The organism is Paenimyroides ceti (genome assembly GCF_030409925.1).
This window is the reverse complement of sequence record NZ_JAUFQU010000036.1, coordinates 1-26,704: the sequence shown is the minus strand read 5'-3', so window position 1 is coordinate 26,704 and position 26,704 is coordinate 1. Positions and strand designations below refer to the sequence as shown.

Sequence of the window (26,704 nt, the reverse complement as noted above, 5' to 3'; positions counted from 1 at the left end):
CCGGATCTCTTGGAAGTTTCTATTGGACATGCTTTAATAGCGGAGTCTATCTATCTCGGAATAGAAAATGTGGTTAATATGTATCTTAATTAAATTGAAATAATGGAAATGCTGTAATCAAAAGTTATAGGTGAAGGAAAACCATTGATTATTTTACATGGTTTTTTAGGAATGTCAGATAACTGGAAAACCCTCTCCGGGAAATATGCTGAATCCTCACTTCAGGTACATGTGTTGGATTTGAGGAATCATGGAAGAAGTTTCATGCAGATGAGTTTAACTATGAGGTAATGATGGAAGATGTAGTGCGCTATTGTCAACACAATGAGTTGACAGATGTTTTTCTTATGGGGCATTCTATGGGTGGAAAAGTGGCAATGAAAGTGGCGTGTCATCATTCTGATCTGGTAAGTAAGCTGATTGTTGCTGATATGTCACCGAAAGGATATAAACCCCATCACCAGTCCATTATGCAAGCACTTAATGCAGTAGACTTTACAGTTCAGACTACTCGTACTGAAATTGAAGATAAGGTACGGGAGTATATTGATGATGAAGGAGTGGTGCAATTTCTTATGAAAAATGTTTACAGACAAACACCTGATAAATTAGCGTTTCGATTTAATTTGGCTGCTTTTAATGCGGATGACCGGGCTATTGGTGAAGCTTTAAAAGAAGATGAGAGGTATGATGGTCCAACCTTGTTTCTCAAAGGTGAACAATCTAATTATATCACAAAAGAGGATGAAACTCTTATACCGAAGCATTTTAAAAATGCAACGATACAAACAGTTAGCAATGCAGGGCATTGGCTGCATGCCGAAAATCCGGATGAATTTTACCAATTAACCATTGATTTTATAGAAAAGTCTTAAATAGGAGTTAAGTGGTTTAGTATTAGTTTGTTGTCGTAATTAGTTGTATATTTTAACTATAAATTGTTTAAAAAATCATAATTTTTTTTAAATTTGAGTATGAACGTTAAAATGTAGGACATGAAAAAACTTTTATCTATATCTGTAATGTCTTTGATGGCATCTACCGCCATTGCAGTGGTTATCGGATAAGTATGCAGGGACAGCGACAGCTTGCTATGGGACATACGGGTGTTGCTGTGATTGGTCAGAATGCAGAAAGTATCTTTTTTAACCCGGCCAGTGGTGTTTTTCTTAATGACCGTTTTAGTTTTGCTGCAGGAGCAACGCATTATTCTCGAATACAAAATTCCAGAATACTACTTTTAATTGGCAAAATAAATCAGAGAATATGGGTACGCCGTTTTATGTGTATGCCAATTACAAATTCTCAGACCGTTTTGCTTTTGGTGTAGCGGTGTATTCACCTTATGGAAGTGCTGTTGACTGGGATCAAGACTGGGAAGGATCACACTTGGTCAATAATATTGATTTAAAAGCTATTTTTGTTCAACCTACATTATCTTTTAAATTAACTGAAGATGTAAGTATCGGAGCTGGAATAATCTATGTAAATGGTGGGGTGGAGTTCAATAGAAACCTTAGCCGTAGTTTAACTGATGAAAACGGAAATCGTTCTGATATTACTGTAAAAGCAGCAGGCGTTTCTGCTTGGGGATATAACCTTGGTTTGATGCTAAATTAGATGATTATGTCACTTTTGGTGTCAATTATCGCTCTCAGATCGATGTTGAAGCTAAAAACGGAGATGCAACTTTTCATGATCTTCCGCATTTGCACAAGCGATATATAAAGACGGAAAATTTGATGCTACGATGCCATTACCGCAGAGTTAACGGTAGGTTTTCTTATAAAATAAATGAAAAATGGCTTGCAGCAGTAGATTACAATCTTGCCTACTGGAATGCCTATAAATCGTTGAATATCTATTTTGCAGATCCGAACATCCCTGCTTCAATTAATCCGAGAAACTATAAAAATTCCAGTACTTATCGAGTAGGAATGCAGTTTACGCCCAATGATAAACTCTCTGTAAGAGCAGGTGCTTATTATGATGAGAGCCCTGTGCAAAATGGATATTTTTGCTCCTGAAACTCCGCGGAATGATTCTATGGCAGGAACTTTCGGATTTACGTACCGCATCACTCCCAAATTGGGAATTGACTTTGCTGCCACCTATTTGCATTTTCAGGAAATCGATAATTCATAGACCACTATAAAGAAGACGGCAATGATGTTTCTTTTGGAGGTACTTATAAATCAAATGCCTATTCATTCGGATTGGGATTATCTTATAACTTTTAAAACCCCGCAAAATGAAAAATAAATTTTTATATATACCTTTTTTAGCCTTAGGTTTAGGCTTGGTATCATGTGAACCGGAGTTTAAAGATGAAATCAATGCCGGAACGTATACAAACGGAGAAGCAGATTTTACCACCTATGTCGCTATCGGAAATTCTCTTACAGCCGGATATATGGATGGTACTGTTTTCAGATCGGGCAAAATAATTCTTATCCGAATATTTTAGCAAAACAATTTAAATTAGTTGGAGGAGGAACATTTACACAACCTTCATACGAAGATGACGTAAATGATTTAGGTGGATTAATATTAATGGGAACTCCACAGACACTTACCAGAATGGTCATTAATATGTCTACCGGAGGGCCTCAAAATTTAGCAGGAACACCAACAATAGAAATTTCAAAACTACAGCAAAAAGCCTATAACAATATGGGAATTCCCGGAGCAAAATCTTTTCATTTGCTGGCTGCCGGTTATGGAAATTTACAGGGATTGGCTACAAAAACAGCAAATCCGTATTTTGTACGGCATGCAACAACTCCTACAACAAATGTTTAGCAGATGCGATGTCTATGAATCCTACCTTTTTTACTAACTGGATCGGATCAAATGATGTACTCGCTTATGCGTTGTCTGGTGGGACGGGAGTAGATCAAAAAGGGAATACTAATCCGGCCACCTATGGTTCAGATGATATTACTGACCCGAATGTGTTCGCACAGGTGTATGCCACTATCATGAACACACTCACGGCCAACGGTGCAAAAGGAGTGGTAGCAACTATACCGTCAGTAACTTCTATTCCATATTTTACAACTGTTAAGTATAATCCTTTATCAGTTGCAGCTTTAGGAGAAACAGCAGGGATTAATACCATCAATCAGAGTTTATATGGCCCTATGAAAGCGATCTTAACAGCTGTTGGAGCCGGAGACAGAATTGAACTTTTAAGTACAACTTCTGCTAACCCGGTTATTATTGTTGATTAAAACATTACCTAATCTTTCTGCACAGATAACAGCTGTAGCCTCTCAGGTACCGGAATTGGCTCCCTTTGCAGGTTACCTCGGAGCTACTTTCGGTCAGGTAAGACAAGCGAATAAAAATGATTTAATTTTACTTACAGCAAGTAGTGCTATAGGTAAAACCACTACTTTACCAACAGGTGTGCCGGAAACTTTGGGAGTTGTTGGAGTGACATATCCTTTAGGAGATGCTTTGGTACTATTGCCTTCAGAGCAACAGGCTATTACAGAAGCTACAAAGCTTTTAATCAGATCATACGTCAGATTGCCGCTTCAAAAAACATTCCGGTGGCGGATATGAACAGAATAATGAATGATCTGGTTGCCGGTTTGAGAAATTCTGATGGTCAGATATATACAGCTGACTATTTTAAAGGAACAGGAAATTTGAATACTGTAATGTTTTCATTAGATGGTGTACATCCAAACTCAAGAGGATATGCTTTTGTCGCTAATGAGATTATTAAAGTAATCAATCAAAATTATAAAGCAAGAATTCCGTTTGTGAATGTTGCCGATTATCAGGGACCGAAATTGGTTCCTTCCAATTAATGAATGTTTAACCCAATAAAAAATGTTATGAGATTTTTAATCAGTTTATTTAGTAACCGCTATTATCGTTTATGTATTAGCTAATTTTTTACCCGGAGTAAGTGTGGATGGATTTGGATCATCTATTATTGTAGTTATTGTTCTGGCAATACTCAATATTTTTGTGAGTCCAATCCTTAAGATTATTTCTTTGCCGATTACCATTTTAACCTTAGGGTTGTTTTCTTTTGTAATCAATGCTATTATCATCATGCTTTGTGCTTATTTTGTTAATGGTTTTCATGTAGAAAGTTTTTGGTACGCATTACTCTTTAGTTTGATTCTGTCATTTGTACAGTCATTAGTAGGAGGTTTGTCTGCTCAAAGCTAAAAAACACTTTTTTATTAATATTTGAATTACAAATACTTAAAAAGTTGGTTGGCTTGCAAAAATGATTTATTTTTGCAAGCCAATTTTAGTATGTAAATTATCCAAAAATGAATATTACAAGAAATAATGTTGATGCTCAAAATGCCATCATCACAATTGAGTTAGCAAAGAAGATTTTCAGGGAAATGTTGAAGCAGTTTTAAAAAACTATAAAAAAAGTGCTACTATTCCCGGGTTCCGTAAAGGAGCAGTACCAATGTCATTGGTGAAAAAACAGTACGAACAGCTGTAATGTTTGAAGAAGTAAATAAATTACTTCAAGATAATTTGAATAAATATCTTACAGAAGAAAAAATCGATATTTTAGGAAATCCATTACCAGTTGCAAAAGATATTAATTGGGATGCAGACACCCTAAGCTTTGAATTTGAATTAGGTTTAGCACCTGATTTCACAGTTGATTTGGGAGCAAAAAATAAGATAACTAAATTTAATATTGTTGCTGATGATGCTATGTTGGAGGAGCAGGTTGAATTTATTCAGAAACAATATGGTAAGGTTACAGCAAAAGACAAAGTTGAAGAAGGAGATGCAGTACGTGTAAAAGCTGTAAACGAAGCAGAAGGAATCAATGCTGAATTCAATTTGAATTTAGAAGATATCCGTACTAAAACCAATCAAAAGAAATTTATTGGAAAAAAAGTAGGGGATGTTGTTACTCTAAATACAAAAGGATTATTTGAAGATGATCATAAATTAATGGATACATTAAAAGTTGATCATGATAAGGTTCATGGATTGGAAGTTGATGTAGATTTTACAATTGAAGAAGTAACGTCTACTGAAAAAGCAGAATTAAATCAGGAATTTTTTGATAAATTATTTGGAGAAGGAAAGGTAACTTCAGTTGAAGAATTAAAAGAAAAAATCAAAGAAGATGCTGAAAAACAGTTTGCTCAACAGGCAGATCAAAAATTTACAAATGATGTAGTTGAATTTTTAGTAGAAGAAACAAAGTTTGATTTACCTGAAACATTCCTTAAAAAATGGTTACAAACAGTAGGTGAAACTCCTTTTAACGGAAGAACAGGCAGCTGAAGAATATGAAAATCAGAAAAAGGACTTCGTTATCAGCTGATTGAAGGTAAAATCATTACTGAAAATGAATTACAGATTACTTTTGACGAAATAAAAGACTATACTTCAAACCTGATCAAAGATCAAATGGCTCAGTTTGGACAAATGGAGCCTTCCGAAGAAGATGTAGAAAACATTGTTTCAAGAGTATTATCTAATCAGGAAGAAGTAAAACGTATTTCTGAGCAATTAATGAACGAAAAAATGGTGAAATTATTTGCTGAAAAAGTAAACGTAAAAACGAAAGATGTAAATTATAAAGATTTCATAAAGGAATCTTACGGGGAATAATATCTCGAAAAAAATAATTAAATTTGAGTGTCGGAATTTGCTTTCGGCACTCATTTTTTTTAACATATAAAAAATAAAAATTTTATGGATTTCGGAAAAGAATTAAAAAATACGCGACTCAGCATCAGGGAATAAATAGTATGTATTATGACAAGATAGTGAGTAGCATGACGCCTTATATTATTGAAGAACGTCCTATGAATATTGCATCAATGGACGTTTTTTTCACGTCTGATGATGGATAGAATCATTTTTTTAGGAACAGGAGTAGATGATTACGTAGCTAATATCATTCAGGCTCAGTTATTATTTCTGGAAAGTGTTGATGCATCAAAAGACATCAGTATCTATATCAACTCGCCTGGAGGAAGTGTTTATGCAGGATTGGGAATATATGATACCATGCAATTTGTAAAACCAGATGTTGCTACTATCTGTACAGGTATGGCTGCTTCTATGGGAGCTGTATTATTGTGTGCAGGAGCAGACGGAAAACGTTCTGCTTTACCGCATTCGCGAGTAATGATCCACCAGCCTTCAGGAGGTGCTCAGGGAGTTGCTACTGATATGGAAATCAACCTGAAAGAAATGTTGAAATTAAAAGAAGAATTATATCAGATTATCGCGAAACACTCTAAACAACCTTATGAGAAGGTATATAAAGACTCTGAGCGTGACTATTGGTTACGGGCAGATGAAGCTAAGGAGTACGGTATGATTGATGAAGTATTAATAAGAGAATAATCCGAAAGGAAAAGAGAATGAAAAATGAAGGTTACGAATGTTCATTTTGTGGACGTACAAAAGCAGATACGCAAATACTGATTGCAGGTATTGATGCTCATATTTGTGATCGTTGTGTAGAACAGGCACATGGAATTGTGATTGAGGAAATCAAGAACAACCATGGTAAAGCTTTTGCAGACGAAGTATTGCTTGAAAAACCAGTAAAAATAAGAGCTTTTCTCGATCAGTATGTAATTGGTCAGGAGCAAACTAAAAAGTAATGTCAGTTGCTGTTTATAACCATTACAAACGATTGTTACAGCAAGAAAGCAATGATGATGTTGAAATTGAAAAAAGTAACATTATTGTTGTGGGGCAACCGGTACCGGAAAAACATTGGTAGCAAAAACAATTGCTCGTATGCTTAATGTTCCGTTAGCGATTGTAGATGCAACAGTACTGACTGAAGCGGGGTATGTAGGGGAAGATGTAGAAGGAATTCTGACTAAACTTTTACAGGCTGCAGATTATGATGTAGAAAAGCAGAACGTGGTATTATTTTTATAGACGAGATTGATAAGATCGCTCGTAAGAGTGATAATCCGTCTATAACCAGAGATGTTTCCGGTGAAGGTGTTCAGCAGGCTTTATTGAAGCTGTTGGAAGGGTCTGTGGTAAATGTTCCGCCAAAAGGAGGACGTAAACATCCTGACCAGAAATTTATCGAGGTAAATACTCAGAATATTTTATTCATTGCAGGGGGTGCTTTTGATGGTATTGAAAAAATCATTTCTAAACGAATGAACTTTCAGGCTGTCGGATACGGTACTTCAAGAGATATGAGTAAAGTAGATCAGGCAAATCTGTTGCAATATATCATTCCTAAAGACATAAAGGATTTTGGGCTTATTCATGAAATCATCGGTCGTTTGCCGGTATTAACTCATATGGATCCGCTTGATAAATCTACTTTGCGTTCTATTCTTACTGAGCCTAAAAATGCTTTAGTAAAACAATATCAGAAGTTATTCGAGATGGATGATGTAAAGTTGAGTTTCACTGAAGATGCGCTTGATTTTATTGTTGATAAGGCATTGGAATATAAAATTAGGGGCTCGTGGTCTTCGTTCTCTTTGTGAAGCTATTCTGACTGATCCATGTATGAATTGCCTGGAACGGGAATTGATGTGTTGGAAGTAGATCGAGAATTTGCAGAAAATGCATTGAACAGAATCTGATGAACCGTTTAGAATATTACCGTCTGATTGCTTACTGTTTGATAAAAATAAAAGAACCGAAATATTCATTTCGGTTCTTTTATTTTTGATCTGTTTAAAAAAGAAGATTAATACTTCAGTATTTGTCCGCTTCCGTTTTGTTTTACATTAATGGTTTTGGTGTGTTTTAGATACAGATTCCCTGAACCGTTTATTGATCCGTCAATACCGTTAATGGTATTAGAGTAAATATTTCCGGAACCCTTTGCCTCAACTTCGGTATAAAAGGCAGATAAATCTTTAGCGTCAATATTACCGGAAATGTTTTGGTTGATTTTTACGGTATTCGAGTTGCCTGATAAACAATGTTTCCGCTTCCTTGCTGATCTATGCTCAGTTCATCCGTTTTTAATCGTAAAACCACTTCAGCACTTCCCTTATTGATGAATTTAAAATTAAGAATTTCTATAGTCCTAAATTGTAAAACTTTCCGCTACCTTCTACAGAGATTTCTTTAATCGTTTTGCTTGTAATAGAAACTTTTAGCGGTGCATTAGAAGAAAGAATTTCAAAGCCTGGTTTTTTGTTGATAATCAGAGTTCCGTCTACAACTTTTGTCTCAATCAATTGATGCAGATTGGCATCTCCGCTCACCGAAATCGTTTTGTTATAGTCGTTAGTTAACAAAGCTACTTCAAAGTCACTGTTAATGGCTACTTTGTCGTATACAGGTACTCTGCGCGCTTTTTTAATTACATTTCCATTTCCCTTGACTTTTCTCTGAGCAATTGTGTTTTGGGTTGAAATTACTGCTAAAAACAATATAAATATATTTCATATTATAGAGTTTGTGGGTTATCAAATGGTATTTCTTCAAAGATATTATCTGTGAAATCTAATACTTCCGAATTTACAAAATTCTTTTTAAAATCGGCAATACCTTTCTCAATTAATAAAGGAGTGGTAAATTTTCTGCTGTTTCCTAAAATAAACCCATTGAGTTCCAGTTTGAAAAACATTTTTCCGGAAGGTGTTTTAAAATTTCATGAAATTCAATACGGCAAAATGATTTTTAATAACGTTTATATCACTAAAACATTGAGATTTATGTGTAAAACTGTTGCTTGTAAATATCGTATTCCCCTTTCTGTTGTTGTAGGTATATTTATATTTTCCGTTTTCTTTAATGCTTATAACAAGTGTTCCCATGGCTATTTTGATGGATAAAAACTAACGAAAACATAGTCGTTAAACTATTTTTAAATTTGTAAATAATTATTTACGTTCCTTTACTTTTCCTAGGCCGTCAATAGAAGAGGTAATGATGAGGTTAGGTTTGGTTTGTATTCTAAATTGCCAATACCTGTGATGGTCACATTGATCTTTTGTGTAGACCAAATAGAAGCATTCCCGATGCCGGAAATATCGTTCAGGCTTGTGTTGGACTGTAATTCTTCAGCGTTAAGATTACCAGTACCATTAATTTTTGTCGATAAATGATTTGTTTTTCCGGTAAGCGTAATGCTGCCGATACCATCGATCACAATATCGGTATTTTCATTGTTAAGTGGTAATTCAATACTTCCGGTAACATTAACTTTGATTCTCAATACAGGACTTGTCTGATCTTTCATTCCTTTGATTGATCCTATTCCGTCCAATATAATCGATTTTAAATGACTGTGATTGATTTTTACAACCAGATAGTCAGCGTTGTCAATATTTACGATGCCTCTTGAATTTTCAAGATATAAGGTGTTAATATCTACAGTTTTGTTTAAAGATTCAATAAGTCTTTTACTCCCGATCAGATGAATTTCATCTTCGGGTACTTCGTCGGATATCTCAATATTTGCAAATGATTTATTGACAATATTTTCAAAAGACTGCATTTTATAAATAATAATCTCAGTAGGAGAATTATTGCGGTTGTTTTTTGAGTTACAACTTATTACAACGAGTAGAATAGAAGGAAGCATCAGGTGTAATAATTTTTTCATATTGTTTTTTGTGCAATTTATTATATAAAAATGAGATGAATGAAAAAAAATAGTGAGATTCTAATAAAAAAAGAGAGATTTTTAATTAAAAATCTCTCTTTAGTACTCAAGGCGGGACTTGAACCCGCACGGGCATTACTACCCACTGGATTTTAAGTCCAGCGTGTCTACCAATTCCACCACTCGAGCGAATGAGGATTAAATTAACGTTTTATAAAATAAAGCCTTATTAAAATAAGGCTTTATTTAGTACTCAAGGCGGGACTTGAACCCGCACGAACATTACTGCTCACTGGATTTTAAGTCCAGCGTGTCTACCAATTCCACCACTCGAGCGTTAATTTGAGCGAAAAACGGGGTTCGAACCCGCGACCTCATCCTTTGGCAAGGTTGCGCTCTACCAACTGAGCATTTTCGCATTTTTTTAAAGAACTTTTGTGAGTGCAATATAAAATGTAATTTTTGTATTTGCAATAATAATTTTTATTTTTTTTTGTACTCAAGGCGGGACTTGAACCCGCACGAACATTACTGCTCACTGGATTTTAAGTCCAGCGTGTCTACCAATTCCACCACTCAAGCATATTGACAGTTTAGGGTCAACGTTTTGTGCTAACTTTCGTATTGCGAGTGCAAATATAAAGGATTTTTTAATTAATCAACCTGTAAGCCATGATAAATGACGAACTATTTTTTAACTTATTGATAATGAAGAAAGGGAGTATGTAAAAAAAAGCATCTCTTTTACGGAGATGCTCTGTTATTAACGTACTGGTCGATTGAGAATAAGATCGAGGTACATATTGATATTGTTTTTTAGTTTTTTTCTGTGTGTAATAAATCTAAAAAGCCGTGTTCTAATAAAAATTCTGACGTCTGAAATACCTTCCGGTAATTCTTTTCCTGTAGTGTCTTTTACAATACGCGGACCTGCAAAACCAATAAGAGCTCCTGGTTCAGCTATATTAATGTCTCCCAACATAGCATAAGAAGCAGTTGTACCTCCTGTAGTAGGGTCTGTACATAAAGAGATATAAGGAATTTTTGCTTTAGCCAGTTGCGCTAATTTAGCAGATGTTTTAGCCATTTGCTAAGAGAAAAAGCAGCTTCCATCATTCGGGCACCTCCGGATTTTGAAATCATCACGAAAGGAATATGTTCTGTATAGAATAGTCAATACCTCGGCAATTTTTTCACCCACAACAGCTCCCATTGAACCTCCGATAAAGGCAAAATCCATACATGCTACCACCAAATCTTCACCTTTAGATTTTCCTACAGCTACACGTACCGCATCTTTCAATTTGGTTTTTTCCCGAGCTTCTTTTAATCGGTCACTATATTTTTTTGTGTCAAAAAATTCCAAAGGATCTTTAGATACAATCTTTTCAAATAATTCTTTATACTTATTGTCGTCAAAAAGAATTTGGAATTATTCTTTACTACCGATACGAACATGATAATCATCTTCCGGGCTTACCATAGATTTTCTGCTAATTCGTCTGCTTCAATTACCTTTCCAGTAGGAGTTTTGTACCATAAACCTTTTGGAGTATCTTTTTTCTCTTCTGTTGGTGTCTGAATACATTTTTGTGTTCTTTTAAACCACGCCATATGTACTGTTTTACGCTTTTTAGTGTTATAATGTATTCACATTATTTAAATCGGAAAAAGCTTGTTCTAATCTTTTATTAAATGTTTAATTCTGCTTCACGAAGCCATTTACGGGGATCGTAATATTTTTTATTAGGAACTTCTTCTCCTTCCGATTTCCTATTTGTGTTTTTAAATATTCAATGTTATTTACAACATAATCTCTTGCGCCTTCTGTAAAGGCAAACTGAAGATCGGTATCGATATTCATTTTGATTACTCCGTATGAAATGGCCTCTCTGATTTCTTCCAGAGTAGAACCAGATCCGCCATGGAATACAAAATCAATAGGGTTGGAGATTGTATTGTATTTTTTCTCAATGAATTTTTGAGAATTATCAAGAATTTTAGGAGTAAGTTTTACATTACCAGTTTGTAAACCCCATGTACATTTCCAAAAGCTGCTGCGATTGTAAATCTTGGAGAAACTTTCAAATACACAGTTTTAATTTCATAATATCTTAATCTAACTGAAACGAATGAAAAAATCGCAATGTTTTTTCAATGTCATAATGTAAAATTCTATCTTCTGTTACCACTGGTACTTCTTCCGATATGTTTTCACAAAACTTTCATAAACGGCTTGACTTTAATGGTCTTCTGAATTCCAAAGCCTGTGTAGCATTGAGAAGTTCAATGGCAAGAATACGTTCAAGATTAACTGCTACACGCATACTTTCGTTGCCGCATTGGCTCCCATACTTACATGATCTTCCTGTCCGTTACTGGACACAATACTATCCGTACTTGCAGGAACCGTTAATTGCTTGTTTTGACTTACAATACTTGCAGCGGTATACTGAGGAATCATAAAACCGGAATTCAATCCCGGATTTGCTCACTAAAAAAGGTGGTAAACCTCGTAATCGGATATGAGCTGATACGTTCTTCTTTCAGATATATTACCAATCTCTGCCAAAGCCATTGCCAGAAAATCCAACGCTAATGCCAAAGGGCTGACCATGAAAATTGCCTCCGGAGATGATCAGATCATCATCATAAAATACGTTCGGATTATCTGTCACCGAGTTAATTTCCGTTTTAAAAACTTTGTTTACATAATCGATCGCATCTTTAGAGGCTCCATGAACCTGAGGAATACAACGGAAAGAATACGGATCCTGAACGTGCTGTTTAGGTTGTTTGATAAGTTCGCTGCCTTCCAGTAAATCTCTATAGAATTCTGCTGTAACAACCTGCCCTTTATGAGGTCTTACCAAATGAATCAATTCATTGAATGGTTCAATTCTTCCATCAAAACCTTCTAAAGAAATGGCACCGATAACATCTGCAAGATAGACAAGCTTACGACTTTTTAACAATACATAGCATCCGTATGCGCTCATGAACTGTGTACCGTTTAACAAAGCTAATCCTTCTTTTGACTGAAGCTCAATTGGTTTCCAGCCATTTGCTTCCAAAACTTTTCCGGCAGGCTGGCGAAATCCCTGATAATATACTTCTCCTTCTCCGATTAAAGTAAAGACAAATGAGCCAGAGGAGCCAAATCTCCTGAAGCCCCAGCGAACCTTGTTCATATACTATAGGAAGTATATCATTATTATAAAAGTCAATAAGACGCTCGACCGTTTTTAGCTGAACTCCTGAATTTCCATAACTCAAAGATTGGATTTTCAACAAAAGCATAATTTTCACAATTTCCTGAGGAATTTCCGGTCCTGTTCCACAGGCATGAGATTTCATCAGGTTTTCCTGTAGCTTTGATAAGTTTTCATCCGATATTTTTACGTTATACAGTGAGCCAAAACCTGTGTTAATACCATATATCGGATCTTTATGCTCTTTCATTTTTTCATCTAAATAGTTTCTGCATTTTTCAATTTTTGCAGTTGCTTCTTCAGACAAAGCGAGTTTTTTATCTTCAATTAATAATGTGTTTATTTCTTCTATAGAAAAAATATCAGAACTTATATAATGAACGTTATCCATGATTTTTAATTTTTTTGTCAAAATTCCGCAAAGATTACCTCAAAAGCAAATAAAAATAGCTGCTGTAAAATAATTTTACGAAATAGTCAGTAAATTAATACTATTATCTTCTTATCGGGTAAATACCCATTTGTTTTCAGTGCTTAGTGCACTGTCAAATCGATAACCTTCTATATTAAATGATTTGATATCTTCTGCTTTGTCAATTGAATGATCAATGATATACCGAACCATTAAACCTCTTGCCTTTTTTGCAAAAAAACTGATGATCTTTAGCTTACCGTCTTTATATTCCATAAATTCAGGTGTAATCACGTTATGTTTTAAAAGCTTTGTATCTACGGCAGAAAAATATTCTTTACTGGCGAGGTTTATGAGCTCCTCACCTCTTTTCATTTGTGTATTTAATTCTTTTACAAGAGCTGGTTTCCAGAAATCATACAGGTTTTTTGATGTACCAACGGTAATTTTGTCCCCATTTCTAACCGATAAGGCTCTATAAGGTCAAGAGGTTTTAGTAAGCCGTACAATCCCGATAAAATACGAACATTTTCCTGTAAAAAGTCTATTTTATTTAGCGGTAATGTATACGCATCTAAACCCGTATACACATCACCGTTAAAGGCATAAACAGCTTGTCTTACTGTAGCTCCGGTTTGCGTAAAGCGATACTTTCTTTCTTGATTACGCTGCCAGTTCAGCTCGCCTAACTTATCTGAAATAGCCATGAGATCGCTGAGTTCTTTAGGCGTTTTCTCTTTTAATGCAGTATGTATCGTTTTAGACTCCTTGATGAACTTGATTTTCGTAAATTCCTGAGTGGGTAATGTACTTTCAAAATCCAATGATTTTGCAGGTGAAATAAGTATTTTCATTGATTAATTTCCTTTTATTCTACTGATTATTTTTTTTATCAACTGTACGCCGTCTCTACGCTTTTTCGCTACTTCATGTATTTCAACGCCCGTTTGTTTCTTTATTATTTTATAAGAGAACGCAAACTGTATGTCATCCGGATCATCTTTTAATAAACCGAAACGCAAATCATTGAAATACAATACGCCTGCACTATCCTGTGTTATAGTATATTGATTTTCTGAAATACGAATTAATCGCTGTACAGAAGCATCTTTTTCTATATCTTTTATCAATACTTTGTTTTTAGGATATTTTTTGAATTGTATAGGCTGAGTATCCAAAAAGGAATAATCCGATAAATAGAAAAAATCATCGTCCTCTGCAATAATATTCCATAAAACAGCAGTAAAAGCTGCGGGTTTTGCCTGTATTTTTATATAAGCTGTCTTTTCATTTTTCAATTGATCGGCAGCTTTACTGGAAACAACAGCCTGCAACACTAATGTCACTAAAAGATAAGATGTGCTCAAGATTAAACCTGCTGTATTTCTACGATATCTCTTCCTGGAATATTTCGGTAAACGCGCAGACAAATATAAAAAAAACAAAAGGGGTAATGTATATAAAGGATCTATTACAAAAATAGATTTTAAAGCTATTTTTTCTTCCAACGGCCAAAAGATTTGGGTTCCCCACGTTGTAAATATATCTAATAAAGAATGGGTAAACAATATGAGAAATACTGCACTAAAAGCCATTCGGTAAGAAATATGCACTCTTTTCTCAGCAAACTGTATCCCTTTAGCCAAAATTAAAGAGAGTAAAATAAAAAAAACAATTGAATGGGAAAATCCTCTGTGAATTTCAATAGCCTGTAGAGGATCATTAAGAAACTTACCTGCAATAATATCCAAATCGGGAATGGTTCCGATTATGGCTCCGTAAAGCAAACTCCTGTTTCCTATTTTTTTTCCTAATACGGCATTGGAAACAGCTGCACCTAATACTATTTGTGTAAAAGAATCCATTTACAAGGTTAGAAATACAGTATTCAATTAATAAAGTATAAAAATACGGATTAAAAATGGCTTACACGGTTTAAAAACAGGAGTTTCTGCATTAACTAAAGAAAATATTCCAAAAAAATTGCCTTTCCATTTACAAATGAAAAGGCAATCTTTATTTTAGAAATAAATATTATCGGGTAAATAACAATTCTCTGTATTTTGTCAAAGTCCACACTTCATTATCAACTTCCAATTCAAGCTTGTCGGCATGATGGCGAATGATATCAAAAAATGGTTTTACTTTAAAACAATATTCGTAAGCAGTATCTTCAATACTATCCATAGCATTTGCTGCTTTACGCGCATCTATCATAGCATGTACGTTTTCATTAATAGCTGCTATATGACCTGAAATCTTTTTTATAATAATGATTTGTTCTTTCGCCACAGACTCAAAATCTGCTCCAAAAATCTCTTTAAGGCCTTTTACATTTTCAATAAGCGTATTCTGATATTTAATAGCTGTAGGAATCACATGGTTACGGGCAATATCTCCCAAAACGCGTCCCTCGATCTGAATTTTTTTCACATACTCTTCAAGTTCAATTTCATAACGTGCATGTACTTCCGTATTGCTCATTACATTCAACTGCTCAAAAAGATCTAATGATTTTTGTGATATTTTTGCTTTTAAAGCCTCTGGAGTTGTCTTATGGTTAGATAATCCACGCTTAGCCGCTTCTTCTTCCCATGCATCACTATATCCGTCTCCTTCAAACAGAATAGCTTTAGTTTCTTTAATATATTCTCTTAATACGTTAAAAATGGCCTCATCTTTTTTAAGATTTTCCTTTTCGATTAAAGCATCTACCTGTGCTTTAAAATCGATCAGCTGCTTTGCAACAATCGAATTTAAGGTTGTCATTGAAGTAGCACAGTTGGCAGTTGATCCAACGGCTCTGAATTCAAATTTATTTCCTGTAAAGGCAAAAGGCGATGTTCTGTTGCGATCTGTATTATCTAATAATACATCCGGAATTTTACCAACCACATTTAATTTTAAGTCCGTTTTCTCTTCCGGAGATAATTTTCCGCTTGATACCCCTTCCAGTTCTTCGAGTACTCTGGTCAGTTGCTGTCCTATGAATACAGAAATAATCGCAGGCGGAGCTTCGTTTGCTCCAAGACGGTGATCATTTGATGCTGATGCTATAGAGGCTCTCAAAAGCTCTTCATATTCAGAAACTGCTTTGATCGTATTGATAAAAAAGGTAAGAAACTGTAAATTACTCATCGGAGTTTTTCCCGGAGATAAAAGATTAATACCCGTATCTGTTGCCAATGACCAGTTATTATGTTTTCCTGAACCGTTTACACCTTTAAATGGTTTTTCATGAAACAATACTTTGAAATAATGGCGTTCTGCTACTTTTTGCATTACATCCATCAATAATGAATTATGATCTACAGCCAAATTAGTTTCTTCAAAGATCGGTGCCAGCTCAAATTGATTAGGAGCTACTTCATTATGACGGGTTTTTACCGGAATTCCTAACAACATACATTCATTTTCCAGATCACGCATATAGTTTAATACGCGAGATGGAATAGATCCGAAGTAATGATCTTCCAATTGCTGTCCTTTAGCAGAAACATGCCCTAATAACGTTCTTCCTGTTTGCAAAATATCAGGTCGGGAAGCTGCCAGTGAACTGTCGATTAAAAAATATTCCTGCTCCCATCCTAAAGTTGGAGTTACTTTTTTAACGTTTTTATCAAAATATTTAGCCACATCAGTTGCCGCATTGTCAATAGCTGTAAGAGCTCTTAACAGAGGTGCTTTATTATCAAGAGCTTCTCCTGTATAAGATACAAAGACTGTAGGAATACAAAGGGTCGTTCCAAAAATAAATGCCGGCGATGTAGGATCCCATGCGGTATAACCTCTTGCTTCAAAAGTATTTCTAATTCCTCCGTTTGGAAATGAAGAAGCATCCGGCTCCTGCTGTACCAACTGACTTCCTCCGAATTTTTCTACTGGGTCAGAACCATCAAAAGAGGTTTCAAAAAACGCATCATGTTTTTCTGCAGTAGTACCCGTTAATGGCTGAAACCAATGGGTATAATGTGTTACACCTTTAGAAATAGCCCATTCTTTCATCCCTAAAGCAATAAAATCTGCCAGTTTGCGATCAATCTTTGTTCCATGATCTATTGCGGACCTTACGGCTTTATATGCTTCAGAGGTCAAATGCTGACGCATTGATTTATCATTAAAAACATTACTTCCGAAAATTTCTGATTTACGGGGTAACTCTTCTACCATTACTGTTGTTCGATTACTTGCTGCTTTCAGCGCTTCGAAACGGATTGATGCCATATACTACTTTTTTAGGTGTTGTTTTGATAAATAACTCTACAAAATTAATTATTTTTTAAAACAAATAACAAATCACCCCTATTTTTTTAGGGGTCAAATCAAAAAAAAGCAATCAAAATAAAATACCCCCCCCTTACTTACACCATAACACAACTTATAACAAACAAAAAAGAGCACTAAATAGTGCTCTTTTTTAAAATCTTATTATCTGTTACTTCAACTTTTTAATGGTTGCGTTTTGCAATCCTAAAGCGTTGATCGTAGCATTATAATCTGAGTAATCTACAGTAGAAACTCCTTTACCTTGTAATAATTTACCAGGAACAACTACAGCTCTGAACGTTTGATTTACGGCATAATTCTGATATTCCTCATTTGTTAATTGAGATAAATTGAAATTCCCCTGTAAAAACACTCTGAAATCATTACGAGTATAATCATAATTGTAAGAGATCTGATCTGTACCTGTCAGGTAAACCGTTTGCGGAACCAGTCTCCATACATCTGCTCCGTTTGATTGTTCCCATAAAATGTACATTAAAACAGTATCACCTTCATAACTTGGTTTACTGAAATTAAAGGTGCTTGCATAATTATTTCCTGGAGTGAATGTTGTTGTTACTTCAAAAACCTCAGCTAAAAAAATATCCTGTTGTACAATTTCATCATTGAACTCACAGCTTTGTAACGAAGCTAATCCAACCATTGCCGAAAAAAGTAAAGCTATCTTTTTCATAATCTATATTTTTAAAATTTATTATAACTGTTGAAATGCATTAAGCATTTATTGTGCCAAAAAAATTTTTTTTTATTTTTTTTTGCTTGTAAACTACTAAAATGCTCAATAATTCATCAGAAAATTATTCAATTCTTTTATGTTTGACTGAATCATTTCATTCTTAGGATCAACACTTTCTGCTTTTTTCAGATACGATAATGCAGCATCATAAATTTCTTTTTTCTTTTGCTTTAATTCGTCAAATTTTTTCTGATTGGATCTGGTATTTGTTAAACTGTTCATTTGTCCTGTAATTTCTGCATCAGACTTTAATACAATATTCGCCAGATTGATATACGCATTAATGTTCTTAGGATTTACAGCTATCGTGCGTTCGAAGTATTCTTTTGCAGATGCATCTTCATTTTTATTAAGATGCACTACTCCCATATTATATAATAACACATCATTTTCCGGATTTTTTTGCAAAGCTTTTAAAGCAACTTCTTCAAACTTATCCCGTCGGTTTGTTTCCAGATATAAATTCATCATACTGATTAATACATCTGTATCATCCGGATTTTCTTTATAAGCCTGAATTATATAGGCTTCAGCTTCTGAATAATTTTCCTTTCCCATGAGTATAAAAGCCAGGTTTTTCAGGATCATTCCTTTTTTAGATTCTTCGAATACTTCTCCGGGATTGACATAGGTATTATGTCTCAGCAAAACATCTCTCATCTTTTTATCACCGCCAAAAGATTGAATTTTTCCTGTGGCTTTGTTAACAGCTGTATATATTTTGTTTTTCCTGTATAATTCAACCGTAAGAGTTCTTTGTATTTACTTTCTGCAAAATCATAATCTTTTGCATTTACAGCTGCATTCGCCGAATAAAAAAGATAAGATGTATCCTTTTTGCTAAGCGTGTAGGCCTGTTCAAATTTTTTAGAAGCTGTCTGAAAATTTCCGGAATTATTATCATTGATGGCATTATTAACAATATCCGATAAAAGCTGATTCATCAATGGATCAGCCTGAACAGAATATTTTTTGCTTTTAGTAGCATTCTCAATTTCCTGTACCTTGTTAAAGTAATCAATAGCATCAGTAATATTTTTTTCCGTATCAGTTCCGCTGTCCGCCTGAGCCAATTCATTTTTTGCTTTCAGAAAGTAGTACTGTGCCTGTTGATCTTCGGTCGCAGAGGCCAATACTGCTTCTGCTTTTTTTAACGCTGCTGTGGTTTCCTGCAAATTATTTCTCTTAAGTTGACGTTCAGCTTCTCTAAGCTCGTCTTTCTGTGAAAAAACTGGGAATGATAAAAATATCATTCCCAGCGTTAAAAATCGTATATTCATTTTTTATTCTATTATATCTGTCGATTCATCCGTAGAAGCGTCTTCTGGAGAAACTTCGGGAATTTGCGGACTGATGATATTTCCTTCTGCATCCAAAAGTATTTCTTCATCATCTTCTTCTCTCATTACTTTAGCAACTGCAGCGATGGAATCATTACCTTTAATGTTAATCAGACGAACACCTTGTGTAGCACGTCCCATAACTCGTAAATCTGAAATGCGCATACGTATGGTCAACCCGGATTTATTGATGATCATCAAATCATCATTATCCGTTACGGCATTAATCGAGACAAGCTCACCCGTTTTATCGGTGATGTTCATTGTTTTAACTCCTTTTCCACCGCGATTGGTTTCACGATATTCATCTAAAGAAGAACGTTTACCATATCCGTTTTCAGAAACTACCAATATTTCGCTGCTCAGATCGCTTACAGAAACCATCCCGATTACTTCGTCTTTTTCGTTGGCAAGGGTAATACCTCTTACACCAGAAGCAGTTCTTCCCATCGGGCGTGTTTTCGCTTCATCAAAACGAACTAATTTACCGGATCTGCCCGCGATTAATACCTTAGAGTTTCCGTCAGTAAGTTTTACCTCTAAAAGCTCATCATCTTCTTTGATTGTAATGGCGTTGATTCCGTTCTGACGTGGTCTTGAATACTGCTCTAATGGCGTTTTCTTCACCTGTCCTTGTTTGGTACACATAATAACAAAGTGATTATTGATGTACTCTTCGTCTTTTAAATCCTGCGTACAGATAAATGCTTTTACTTTATCATCATTTTCTATGTTGATAAGATTCTGTATAGCACGACCTTTGCTCGTTTTACTTCCTTCCGGAATTTCATAAACACGCATCCAGTAACATTTCCCTTTCTGAGTAAAGAATAACATATACTGGTGATTCGTAGCAACATACATATGTTCGAGGAAATCCTGATCACGGGTTCCTGCAGATTTTTGTCCTACCCCGCCTCTGTTTTGCGTTTTATATTCTGATAGCGGAGTTCGTTTGATATATCCTGCATGTGAAATAGTAATTACTACCTGTTCATCAGCGATAAGATCTTCAATATTCATCTCTCCACCTGCATACTCTATCTGCGAACGACGTTCATCACCATATTTATTTTTAATCTCTGTTAATTCTTCTTTGATCAGATTCATTCGCAATTCTTTGCTTGCCAATAATTCTTTCAAATGATTAATCAGCTTCATGATTTCATCGTATTCAGCTCTCAGTTTTTCTTGTTCAAGACCTGTTAGCTGACGTAATCTCATTTCAACAATAGCTCTTGCCTGTATCTCTGATAAAGCAAAACGCTCAATCAAACGTTCTCTTGCCTCATCAGCATTTTTAGATCCGCGAATGATAGAAATTACTTCATCAATATTATCAGAAGCAATAATAAGTCCTTCTAAAATATGAGCTCTTTCTTCTGCTTTTCGTAATTCGTATTCAGCACGTCTGGTAACCACTTCATGACGGTGTTCTACAAAGTAATGAATCAGGTCTTTTAGATTCAATAATTGAGGGCGACCATCTACTAAAGCAATATTGTTGATGCTGAAAGAAGATTGCAACTGTGTATATTTAAACAACATATTCAATACGATGTTTGGCACCGCATCACGTTTTAAAACATAGACAATTCGCATCCCTTTACGGTCAGATTCATCTCTGATAGTAGAAATACCTTCTATTTTATGCTCGTTTACCAGATCAGCAGTTTTTTTGATCATGTCTGCTTTATTTACCTGATAAGGAATTTCTGAAACTACAATACACTCACGTCCGTCAACTTCTTCAAAATTGGTTTTTGCACGCATTACAACACGTCCTCTACCCGTTTTAAAAGCCTCGCGAACTCCTTCATAACCATAAATAATACCACCAGTAGGGAAGTCAGGAGCTTTAATATGCTGAATCAGTTCATCGATTTCAATATCATTGTTATCGATATAAGCCAGAGTACCGTCAATTACTTCATTTAAATTATGTGGCGCCATATTCGTCGCCATCCCTACTGCAATACCGGAAGCTCCGTTCAGCAAAAGTGTAGGTATTTTAGTAGGCATTACTTTTGGTTCTTCTAACGTATCATCAAAGTTCAGCTGAAAATCAACTGTTTCTTTGTCAATATCAGCTAAAATTTCTTCCGCAATTTTTTTCATTCTTGCTTCCGTATAACGCATTGCTGCCGGGCTGTCACCATCTACAGAACCAAAGTTCCCCTGTCCGTCAACTAAAAGATATCTTAAACTCCAGTCTTGAGCCATACGTACCATTGCATCATATACAGAAGAATCTCCGTGTGGGTGGTATTTACCCAATACTTCTCCTACAATTCTGGCTGATTTTTTATGTGGTCGATTGGCTGCAACACCCAATTCGTACATACCAAATAAAACTCTACGGTGTACTGGCTTCAATCCATCCCTAACATCAGGAAGTGCACGAGAAACAATCACAGACATCGAATAATCGATGTAGGCTGATTTCATCTCATCTTCTATGTTAATAGGAATTAATTTTTCTCCTTCAGACATATTATATTTTAATTAAATTGAATCAAATTTTTTTAAACGTGCTAATATACGCTATTTGGGACGATTTCCCTAATCCGCTATAAATTAGTTTTCAACAGTATTTTGAGGTATGTTTACGATGAGATTACATCTCTACAAAATAAACATCAGAGGTGTTTCTGTGGATATTGCGCATTTCGAATCCGCCGGGTTCGGGAATCATTTCCAACAAATCAAATCGTTTACAGCGTTGCGGCAATCCTTTAAAAATTAAAGTAAAATGGAGCGGACGGTTTTTAGGAATAATCGTCCACTCAGGCGCTATTGAAATCCCTTCCGCGAACAACATCGGATAACGAATGCCTGTAACGGAATCTATCAAAAAAGTAGATTTCCATATTCTGGCAGCATCTTCTTCATCTGTTGCCAAAACAGAAAAATGAATAATAACCTGTCGCTCTTCACTCACTCTTTCCTGCAGTTCAAACTGCAACTCTTCACACACTTCAAAGTGATATTGATGTATCTCTTTAACCAAAGTATTCATTTCTTTTTGTATATAATACGATTTCTTTAAACGTGTTTCAGCTACATGTCTTTTGAGGCAGCAATAGTAAAAAATCCATCTCTTTTACATGAAATTTGCTTATGCTAAATAATGCTTTATCTCCTATTCAATAGAAATCAACTGCAAAGATACTCATTTCAGATGAGTTATTTAATCAATAATTTTATCGTGATTACTATCAAATAAAAAACCTCTCCTAAGGAGAGGCTTTAAACCATCAGATTATTGAGCAGTATGATCAACAAAATAGTGTGGAATCCTTTCAAAAAAGACAGTGCTGTCTTTAATTGAGAAATAATAACTCATTTCTGATGTTTTGATAAATATAAAATCCCCATCGTTAAAAATATATGCTTTTTTACCTTTTCTTTTTCTTGCTCCCCAACCCCCAAATGTTCCAATAAAATCAAGATTAATTACTTCTATGTTTGTGATATCGTTTTTGGAAATATACTGTTTTTTACCTAATGGTGTTACCTGATAAGAAACCCCTGAACTGTTTATTTCAATTATAAAACGAGCTGTAAAAACGTAGAGTAATGATAAAGCTAATACCAATACAATCGATCCTAAAAATAATTGAAACCAAACATCTACTGAAAAAACGAAAAGCATCAGAACGATTAATAAGGGTACGATCAGGATATAAGAACTTCCTGGATATTTCTGTATTTCTTTGAATGCTTTTTCCATACAATTTATTTAATATTTTCGTTAAATGTTTTATTGTGGTCAAACAGAGGAAGCCTACCTAAAGCTATTTTATATTTCAGTTTGTTAAACAATTTGTGAATATAAACATATTCTATACAGTAACACCGAAATAAAAAAAACATAAATGCATAATCAGGTCATTCAATCTAAAATATAAGACATTCACCGCGAAGTAAAGTCTACCCAGCACATTTGATTTCAAAAGAAAGTAATGCAATACCATCTTTGAAGATAATGTATTAAATACAGCAACAGAAGTATTATTACTTTATCAATTTTATAAACTGTAAAGCATTAATAATACCTGCCGTAGAGGCAGTATTGTTGAAATAAACATATACTTCGTCATACCCTTTTGTAAGGATCTGATTATAAAGTTTTTCTATTTCTGTTAATGAATATTCAGAGTAAAATAATTTTGGTACGCCATGTTGCCGAAAGTATCCACAGTTGTTATTTTTAATAGTTTGTTCGAAAAGTCCGGTAAACTTGGATTGCAAAATACTGCATTTTTACTTTGCAATTTTTCTATTACTAAATGATTCCACCAGCTCTTATGTCTAAATTCTACTACATTCTTAAACTGATGATTTAAAGCATTTACAACCTTGTTCAAATTATCTTCGCTGTAAACAAAACCAGGTGGAAACTGCCAAAGCACACATCCCAGTTTATCAGATAATCCTTCAGAAATTATGGTATAAAAATCATCTATTTCTTGTTCACAAGCTACTAACTTTTTATATGTGTTATTATTTTTGGAGCTTTAATGCTGAAAGTAAAATCGACGGGTGTTTTGTCATACCATTTTTGTAAATCGGAAACAGCAGGAAACCGGTAAAAGGAACCGTTGAATTCATAAGTATTAAAATAATTGCAATAGTACGCAAACCAATCTTTCTTGGGAAGATCATCCGGATAAAACACCGATTTCCAAGATGATGTAGCAAAACTTGAACATCCTACGTAAAATTTTGTCATACTCATTTATATAGTTTTTGGCAAGTTTTACAAAAGAAACTTCTGCGTTTTTTCTTTCCTGTATACTCCTTAATTAACGGCTGACCGCATTGCAAGCATTCTTTTTTTGTATGTACCAGCCAATGTTTTTTAAGTTCATTTTTTTTCTTCCATTTCAAAAAGTCAAAACTATATATTTTTGCCTGTTTTATAGTTTCTTTCAGCTTTTCTAATGGCATTTTTCCAACTAATGACTTTGGATGTACGTTTACCCTATACAAAACTTCATTTTTGATGATATTACCTACACCCGAAAATATATCCTGATCAAGTAATGCATCACATATGAGCTCTTCTTTATTATCTGCAAGTTTTCTGAGAGCTGCAGTAGAATTCCATTTGTCACTCATAACATCAGCAGACCAATCATACAGAGCATCTGCACTCTCATCCAATACCATTACCGAAGCTGCATAAAAATTAATGTGTCCGTTTCTGAAAAGAAGTCCAAGGCGCACTGTTGCAGATTTTGTTTCATTTATGAGGTAACTGCCAAAAAGCAAAAAATGAATGCGGACTGTAACATCATCAAAACAAAGTAGCAGATGCTTACCCCATGATTTAACATCTGTCAGCATCTTTCCTTGTATTCTGTCCATGTCAATTTTAGCATTACCGGTTGCTTCGACAACTTTATTACCGATAAAAACAGTCATTTCTTCTCTTGCAATAACAATACTTGGTCCTTCTGGCATGAGTTGAGTTGTTTAGTTTTGTGATTATTGAAAATTAAGTCCAGAGATCTAAAACAACTGAACACAATCTTCTTTATTTTTTTAAAATGCCATAAGCATCTGATAATAACTTATTTTTCAGAGTTATCCTTTCTTTTTGCGTTCTCCTTTTTTGTATTCTGATCATCGACTTTATCAGTATCTTCCGGCAGTAAATTACTTCCTTCTTTTATTGGAGAACCACCTGCACCTGAGTTGGTCTGGTTAGCTTCATTACTATCTTTTCCTTTGATATCGGTTGGACTTGTATTTTTATTTTTGTCATTTCCGGAATTTTTTTTCTATCCTTATTCATAGCTCTAAATTTTAAATTGATATAATTTTAATACAATTTTTATTCCTTCTTTTAATCTGTTTTTTCACGAAAGTTTTTTTATAGCTTTGAGCATATCAATGCCTTTTCCTAAAGTGGGTTTAAAAATATCTCCTTTTCTTTTATCCGATCCAATGCATTATAAATATTGAAATCGGTTGGCTTAAGCCCATTTTTAATTTCGTTCCATTCCAATGGCATTGAAACCGGAGCACCGTCTTTCGGACGCAAGCTGTAAACACTTGCCAACGTCTGCCCAGATCTGTTTTGCAGATAATCGAGATATATTTTGTTTTTATCTCTTTTTTGAAGGCTCCTTTCTAATGTTGTCAAATCTGGTAGTTTCTGGTGAACCATCTGCATAAGTAAATGTCCGAAATCTTTTACCTGTTCATAAGAATATTTAGCATTCATCGGGATATAAATATGAATACCGGAACTTCCCGATGTCTTCGGATATCCTTCTACTCCTGCCAGATCCAATACTTCTTTTACGGTCTGTGCGGTTTCTATTACGTCTTCAAATGAATTTTTCTCTGACGGATCTAGATCTAAAACCAGATAATCCGGATGGTCTGCCTTCTGGATTTTGCTGGTCCAAACATTTAACTCAATACAGCCTAAATTGTTGAGATAGGCTAAAGTTGCCTTATCATTACAGATGATGTAATTGATATATTTGTCGGAACTTTCAGAAAACACCTTTTGTGTCTCTATCCATTCAGGTGTTTCTTCGGAAGCATCTTTCTGAAAAAAACTAAGCCCTTCAATTCCGTTCGGATAGCGGTTCATAGATTGCGGTCGTGCTCTAAGATGCGGAAGAATATATTGTGAAATACTCTGATAAAACGTAATAACATCTCCCTTAGTTATATCATCATGAGGAAAATAGATTTTATTTTGATTGGTAAGTTTCAGCTCCTTATTTCCAATTTTCTTTACCACATCATCCTTTCCGCTTCTTTTCTGAGGTTCTGCTTTTTTCATAGTTTCATTTTTTAATTGTTTTTCCGTACCGAAGGCTACATCATCAGATTCGATATCATCACGAAGTCTCAGAAAAATGGGATGTCGGTAAATATGATCTTTGGTTAGTTCGGTATATTTAACTTCAGCGACCAATTCTGGTTTTACCCAGGTGGGTTTCGTATGGTTTTGGGCGTGACTTTAAATACAGATTTTTTTAGTAATCAATGGCTTTAGTTTTTCATATATTTCTGAAAGTGATGTATCGTTAAAACCTCCCCCGGTATGACCACAAAAAACCATTTCTCCTTTGAAGTATTTTAAAGTATCAGAGCTCCGAATTTCTTTCTGGAACCTTTTGGTTCGGT

At 34.8% G+C, this 26,704-nt stretch carries 30 protein-coding genes, 4 tRNA genes and 9 pseudogenes; 15 read left to right on the top strand and 28 right to left on the bottom strand.

What is annotated here, in order from left to right; translation table 11 throughout:
- The 6 genes and pseudogenes from QW060_RS20955 to QW060_RS20930 all read left to right on the top strand — a co-directional run.
- Positions 1-93: pyridoxine 5'-phosphate synthase (locus QW060_RS20955; RefSeq protein ID WP_290365086.1), on the top strand; the 93-nt coding region annotated here is incomplete at its 5' end.
- Positions 94-126: 33 nt separating this feature from the next.
- A pseudogene (locus QW060_RS20950) lies at positions 127-875 on the top strand (alpha/beta fold hydrolase).
- Positions 876-1,069: 194 nt separating this feature from the next.
- Entirely contained in the window at positions 1,070-1,330 is a 261-nt protein-coding gene (locus QW060_RS20945; RefSeq protein ID WP_290365083.1) for a hypothetical protein, read from the top strand.
- Positions 1,267-2,027 (top strand): annotated as a pseudogene (locus QW060_RS20940) (OmpP1/FadL family transporter). Before QW060_RS20945 ends, QW060_RS20940 begins: the two are co-directional and overlap by 64 nt.
- Positions 2,008-2,145, top strand: coding sequence for a hypothetical protein (locus tag QW060_RS20935; protein WP_290365082.1), 138 nt, complete (start codon positions 2,008-2,010; stop codon positions 2,143-2,145). The pseudogene QW060_RS20940 and the gene QW060_RS20935 overlap by 20 nt, the downstream one beginning before the upstream one ends.
- 106 nt (positions 2,146-2,251) lie before the next feature.
- On the top strand, positions 2,252-2,467 hold the full coding sequence (locus tag QW060_RS20930) for a hypothetical protein (protein ID WP_290365081.1): 216 nt from the start codon (positions 2,252-2,254) through the stop codon (positions 2,465-2,467).
- On the opposite strand, the gene QW060_RS20925 is transcribed toward QW060_RS20930, so the two are convergent.
- Positions 2,451-2,588, bottom strand: coding sequence for a hypothetical protein (locus QW060_RS20925; protein WP_290365080.1), 138 nt, complete (start codon positions 2,586-2,588; stop codon positions 2,451-2,453). The two genes, QW060_RS20930 and QW060_RS20925, sit on opposite strands and share 17 nt — an antisense overlap.
- Between QW060_RS20925 and QW060_RS20920 the strand changes: the two genes are divergently transcribed.
- From QW060_RS20920 to clpX, 8 genes and pseudogenes are all read left to right on the top strand, one after another.
- Positions 2,581-2,802 (top strand): hypothetical protein, encoded by a 222-nt coding sequence (locus tag QW060_RS20920; protein ID WP_290365079.1) that lies wholly within the window; start codon positions 2,581-2,583, stop codon positions 2,800-2,802. The two genes, QW060_RS20925 and QW060_RS20920, sit on opposite strands and share 8 nt — an antisense overlap.
- A 14-nt stretch (positions 2,803-2,816) precedes the next feature.
- The gene (locus QW060_RS20915) at positions 2,817-3,233 is read left to right on the top strand and encodes a hypothetical protein (RefSeq protein ID WP_290365078.1); all 417 of its coding nucleotides are present in this window, start codon (positions 2,817-2,819) and stop codon (positions 3,231-3,233) included.
- A complete protein-coding gene (locus QW060_RS20910; protein WP_290365077.1) occupies positions 3,223-3,570 on the top strand; it encodes a hypothetical protein in 348 nt (115 codons plus the stop codon). Before QW060_RS20915 ends, QW060_RS20910 begins: the two co-directional genes overlap by 11 nt.
- Positions 3,471-3,821, top strand: a complete 351-nt coding sequence (locus tag QW060_RS20905; RefSeq protein ID WP_397386119.1) for an SGNH/GDSL hydrolase family protein — start codon at positions 3,471-3,473, stop codon at positions 3,819-3,821. Before QW060_RS20910 ends, QW060_RS20905 begins: the two co-directional genes overlap by 100 nt.
- 103 nt (positions 3,822-3,924) lie before the next feature.
- Positions 3,925-4,191 (top strand): phage holin family protein, encoded by a 267-nt coding sequence (locus QW060_RS20900; RefSeq protein WP_317623221.1) that lies wholly within the window; start codon positions 3,925-3,927, stop codon positions 4,189-4,191.
- Positions 4,192-4,298: 107 nt separating this feature from the next.
- A pseudogene (tig, locus tag QW060_RS20895) lies at positions 4,299-5,619 on the top strand (trigger factor).
- A 140-nt stretch (positions 5,620-5,759) separates the two neighbouring features.
- Positions 5,760-6,363, top strand: a pseudogene (locus tag QW060_RS20890) (ClpP family protease).
- A gap of 17 nt (positions 6,364-6,380) precedes the next feature.
- Positions 6,381-7,583, top strand: a pseudogene (clpX, locus tag QW060_RS20885) (ATP-dependent Clp protease ATP-binding subunit ClpX).
- A gap of 107 nt (positions 7,584-7,690) precedes the next feature.
- Here clpX and QW060_RS28620 read toward each other — a convergent pair.
- The 3 genes from QW060_RS28620 to QW060_RS20875 all read right to left on the bottom strand — a co-directional run bounded on the left by QW060_RS28620 (position 7,691) and on the right by QW060_RS20875 (position 8,581).
- Positions 7,691-7,873 (bottom strand): hypothetical protein, encoded by a 183-nt coding sequence (locus QW060_RS28620; RefSeq protein WP_397386118.1) that lies wholly within the window; start codon positions 7,871-7,873, stop codon positions 7,691-7,693.
- A gap of 154 nt (positions 7,874-8,027) precedes the next feature.
- Complete coding sequence (locus QW060_RS20880; RefSeq protein WP_290365075.1) at positions 8,028-8,384, bottom strand: GIN domain-containing protein; 357 nt, start codon at positions 8,382-8,384, stop codon at positions 8,028-8,030.
- A gap of 17 nt (positions 8,385-8,401) precedes the next feature.
- Complete coding sequence (locus tag QW060_RS20875) at positions 8,402-8,581, bottom strand: hypothetical protein (RefSeq protein ID WP_290365074.1); 180 nt, start codon at positions 8,579-8,581, stop codon at positions 8,402-8,404.
- On the opposite strand from QW060_RS20875, the gene QW060_RS20870 reads away from it, so the two are divergent.
- Positions 8,559-8,789: a hypothetical protein gene (locus tag QW060_RS20870; RefSeq protein WP_290365073.1), complete on the top strand. Its 231-nt coding sequence runs from the start codon at positions 8,559-8,561 to the stop codon at positions 8,787-8,789. The genes QW060_RS20875 and QW060_RS20870 overlap by 23 nt on opposite strands.
- 71 nt (positions 8,790-8,860) lie before the next feature.
- Here QW060_RS20870 and QW060_RS20865 read toward each other — a convergent pair whose 3' ends face one another.
- The 24 genes and pseudogenes from QW060_RS20865 to ligD form a co-directional block, all read right to left on the bottom strand.
- Entirely contained in the window at positions 8,861-9,562 is a 702-nt protein-coding gene (locus tag QW060_RS20865; protein WP_290365072.1) for a GIN domain-containing protein, read from the bottom strand.
- Positions 9,563-9,665: 103 nt separating this feature from the next.
- Positions 9,666-9,751: transfer RNA gene (locus tag QW060_RS20860), tRNA-Leu, on the bottom strand.
- A gap of 61 nt (positions 9,752-9,812) precedes the next feature.
- Positions 9,813-9,898: transfer RNA gene (locus QW060_RS20855), tRNA-Leu, on the bottom strand.
- Between the two features lie 9 nt (positions 9,899-9,907).
- Positions 9,908-9,980, bottom strand: a tRNA-OTHER gene (locus QW060_RS20850).
- Positions 9,981-10,058: 78 nt separating this feature from the next.
- Positions 10,059-10,144: transfer RNA gene (locus QW060_RS20845), tRNA-Leu, on the bottom strand.
- Positions 10,145-10,325: 181 nt separating this feature from the next.
- Positions 10,326-11,176 (bottom strand): annotated as a pseudogene (gene accD, locus QW060_RS20840) (acetyl-CoA carboxylase, carboxyltransferase subunit beta).
- 25 nt (positions 11,177-11,201) lie between these two features.
- Positions 11,202-11,647 (bottom strand): annotated as a pseudogene (locus QW060_RS20835) (class II fructose-bisphosphate aldolase); the annotation flags it as partial.
- Positions 11,648-11,879: 232 nt separating this feature from the next.
- Positions 11,880-12,140, bottom strand: a pseudogene (locus QW060_RS28615) (aromatic amino acid lyase).
- Positions 12,118-12,690, bottom strand: a complete 573-nt coding sequence (locus tag QW060_RS28610) for an aromatic amino acid lyase (RefSeq protein WP_397386117.1) — start codon at positions 12,688-12,690, stop codon at positions 12,118-12,120. The pseudogene QW060_RS28615 and the gene QW060_RS28610 overlap by 23 nt, the downstream one beginning before the upstream one ends.
- Positions 12,608-13,165 (bottom strand): aromatic amino acid lyase, encoded by a 558-nt coding sequence (locus tag QW060_RS28605; RefSeq protein WP_397386116.1) that lies wholly within the window; start codon positions 13,163-13,165, stop codon positions 12,608-12,610. The genes QW060_RS28610 and QW060_RS28605 overlap by 83 nt, the downstream gene beginning before the upstream one ends.
- A 111-nt stretch (positions 13,166-13,276) precedes the next feature.
- Positions 13,277-14,040: pseudogene (yaaA, locus tag QW060_RS20825) on the bottom strand (peroxide stress protein YaaA).
- A 3-nt stretch (positions 14,041-14,043) separates the two neighbouring features.
- The gene (locus QW060_RS20820; protein ID WP_290363338.1) at positions 14,044-15,051 is read right to left on the bottom strand and encodes a metal-dependent hydrolase; all 1,008 of its coding nucleotides are present in this window, start codon (positions 15,049-15,051) and stop codon (positions 14,044-14,046) included.
- A 169-nt stretch (positions 15,052-15,220) separates the two neighbouring features.
- The gene (locus QW060_RS20815) at positions 15,221-17,410 is read right to left on the bottom strand and encodes a glutamine synthetase III family protein (protein ID WP_290363339.1); all 2,190 of its coding nucleotides are present in this window, start codon (positions 17,408-17,410) and stop codon (positions 15,221-15,223) included.
- Between the two features lie 211 nt (positions 17,411-17,621).
- A complete protein-coding gene (locus tag QW060_RS20810) occupies positions 17,622-18,146 on the bottom strand; it encodes a hypothetical protein (protein WP_290363340.1) in 525 nt (174 codons plus the stop codon).
- Between the two features lie 105 nt (positions 18,147-18,251).
- Positions 18,252-18,869: a tetratricopeptide repeat protein gene (locus tag QW060_RS20805; protein WP_290365071.1), complete on the bottom strand. Its 618-nt coding sequence runs from the start codon at positions 18,867-18,869 to the stop codon at positions 18,252-18,254.
- Positions 18,866-19,489, bottom strand: coding sequence for a hypothetical protein (locus QW060_RS20800; protein ID WP_290365070.1), 624 nt, complete (start codon positions 19,487-19,489; stop codon positions 18,866-18,868). The genes QW060_RS20805 and QW060_RS20800 overlap by 4 nt, the downstream gene beginning before the upstream one ends.
- A gap of 3 nt (positions 19,490-19,492) precedes the next feature.
- Positions 19,493-22,042, bottom strand: a complete 2,550-nt coding sequence (gene gyrA / locus QW060_RS20795) for a DNA gyrase subunit A (protein WP_290363342.1) — start codon at positions 22,040-22,042, stop codon at positions 19,493-19,495.
- A 124-nt stretch (positions 22,043-22,166) separates the two neighbouring features.
- Positions 22,167-22,568 (bottom strand): hypothetical protein, encoded by a 402-nt coding sequence (locus QW060_RS20790; protein ID WP_290363343.1) that lies wholly within the window; start codon positions 22,566-22,568, stop codon positions 22,167-22,169.
- A gap of 243 nt (positions 22,569-22,811) precedes the next feature.
- Complete coding sequence (locus QW060_RS20785; RefSeq protein WP_290363344.1) at positions 22,812-23,282, bottom strand: hypothetical protein; 471 nt, start codon at positions 23,280-23,282, stop codon at positions 22,812-22,814.
- A 284-nt stretch (positions 23,283-23,566) separates the two neighbouring features.
- The gene (locus QW060_RS20780; protein WP_290365069.1) at positions 23,567-23,803 is read right to left on the bottom strand and encodes a DUF72 domain-containing protein; all 237 of its coding nucleotides are present in this window, start codon (positions 23,801-23,803) and stop codon (positions 23,567-23,569) included.
- Positions 23,695-23,973, bottom strand: a complete 279-nt coding sequence (locus QW060_RS20775; protein ID WP_290365084.1) for a DUF72 domain-containing protein — start codon at positions 23,971-23,973, stop codon at positions 23,695-23,697. The genes QW060_RS20780 and QW060_RS20775 overlap by 109 nt, the downstream gene beginning before the upstream one ends.
- A 62-nt stretch (positions 23,974-24,035) precedes the next feature.
- Positions 24,036-24,284, bottom strand: a complete 249-nt coding sequence (locus QW060_RS20770) for a DUF72 domain-containing protein (RefSeq protein WP_290365068.1) — start codon at positions 24,282-24,284, stop codon at positions 24,036-24,038.
- A 2-nt stretch (positions 24,285-24,286) separates the two neighbouring features.
- Positions 24,287-25,018: a DNA-formamidopyrimidine glycosylase family protein gene (locus tag QW060_RS20765; protein ID WP_290363346.1), complete on the bottom strand. Its 732-nt coding sequence runs from the start codon at positions 25,016-25,018 to the stop codon at positions 24,287-24,289.
- A gap of 442 nt (positions 25,019-25,460) precedes the next feature.
- Positions 25,461-26,492, bottom strand: a complete 1,032-nt coding sequence (gene ligD / locus QW060_RS20760; RefSeq protein WP_290365067.1) for a non-homologous end-joining DNA ligase — start codon at positions 26,490-26,492, stop codon at positions 25,461-25,463.
- Positions 26,493-26,704: the final 212 nt, after the last annotated feature.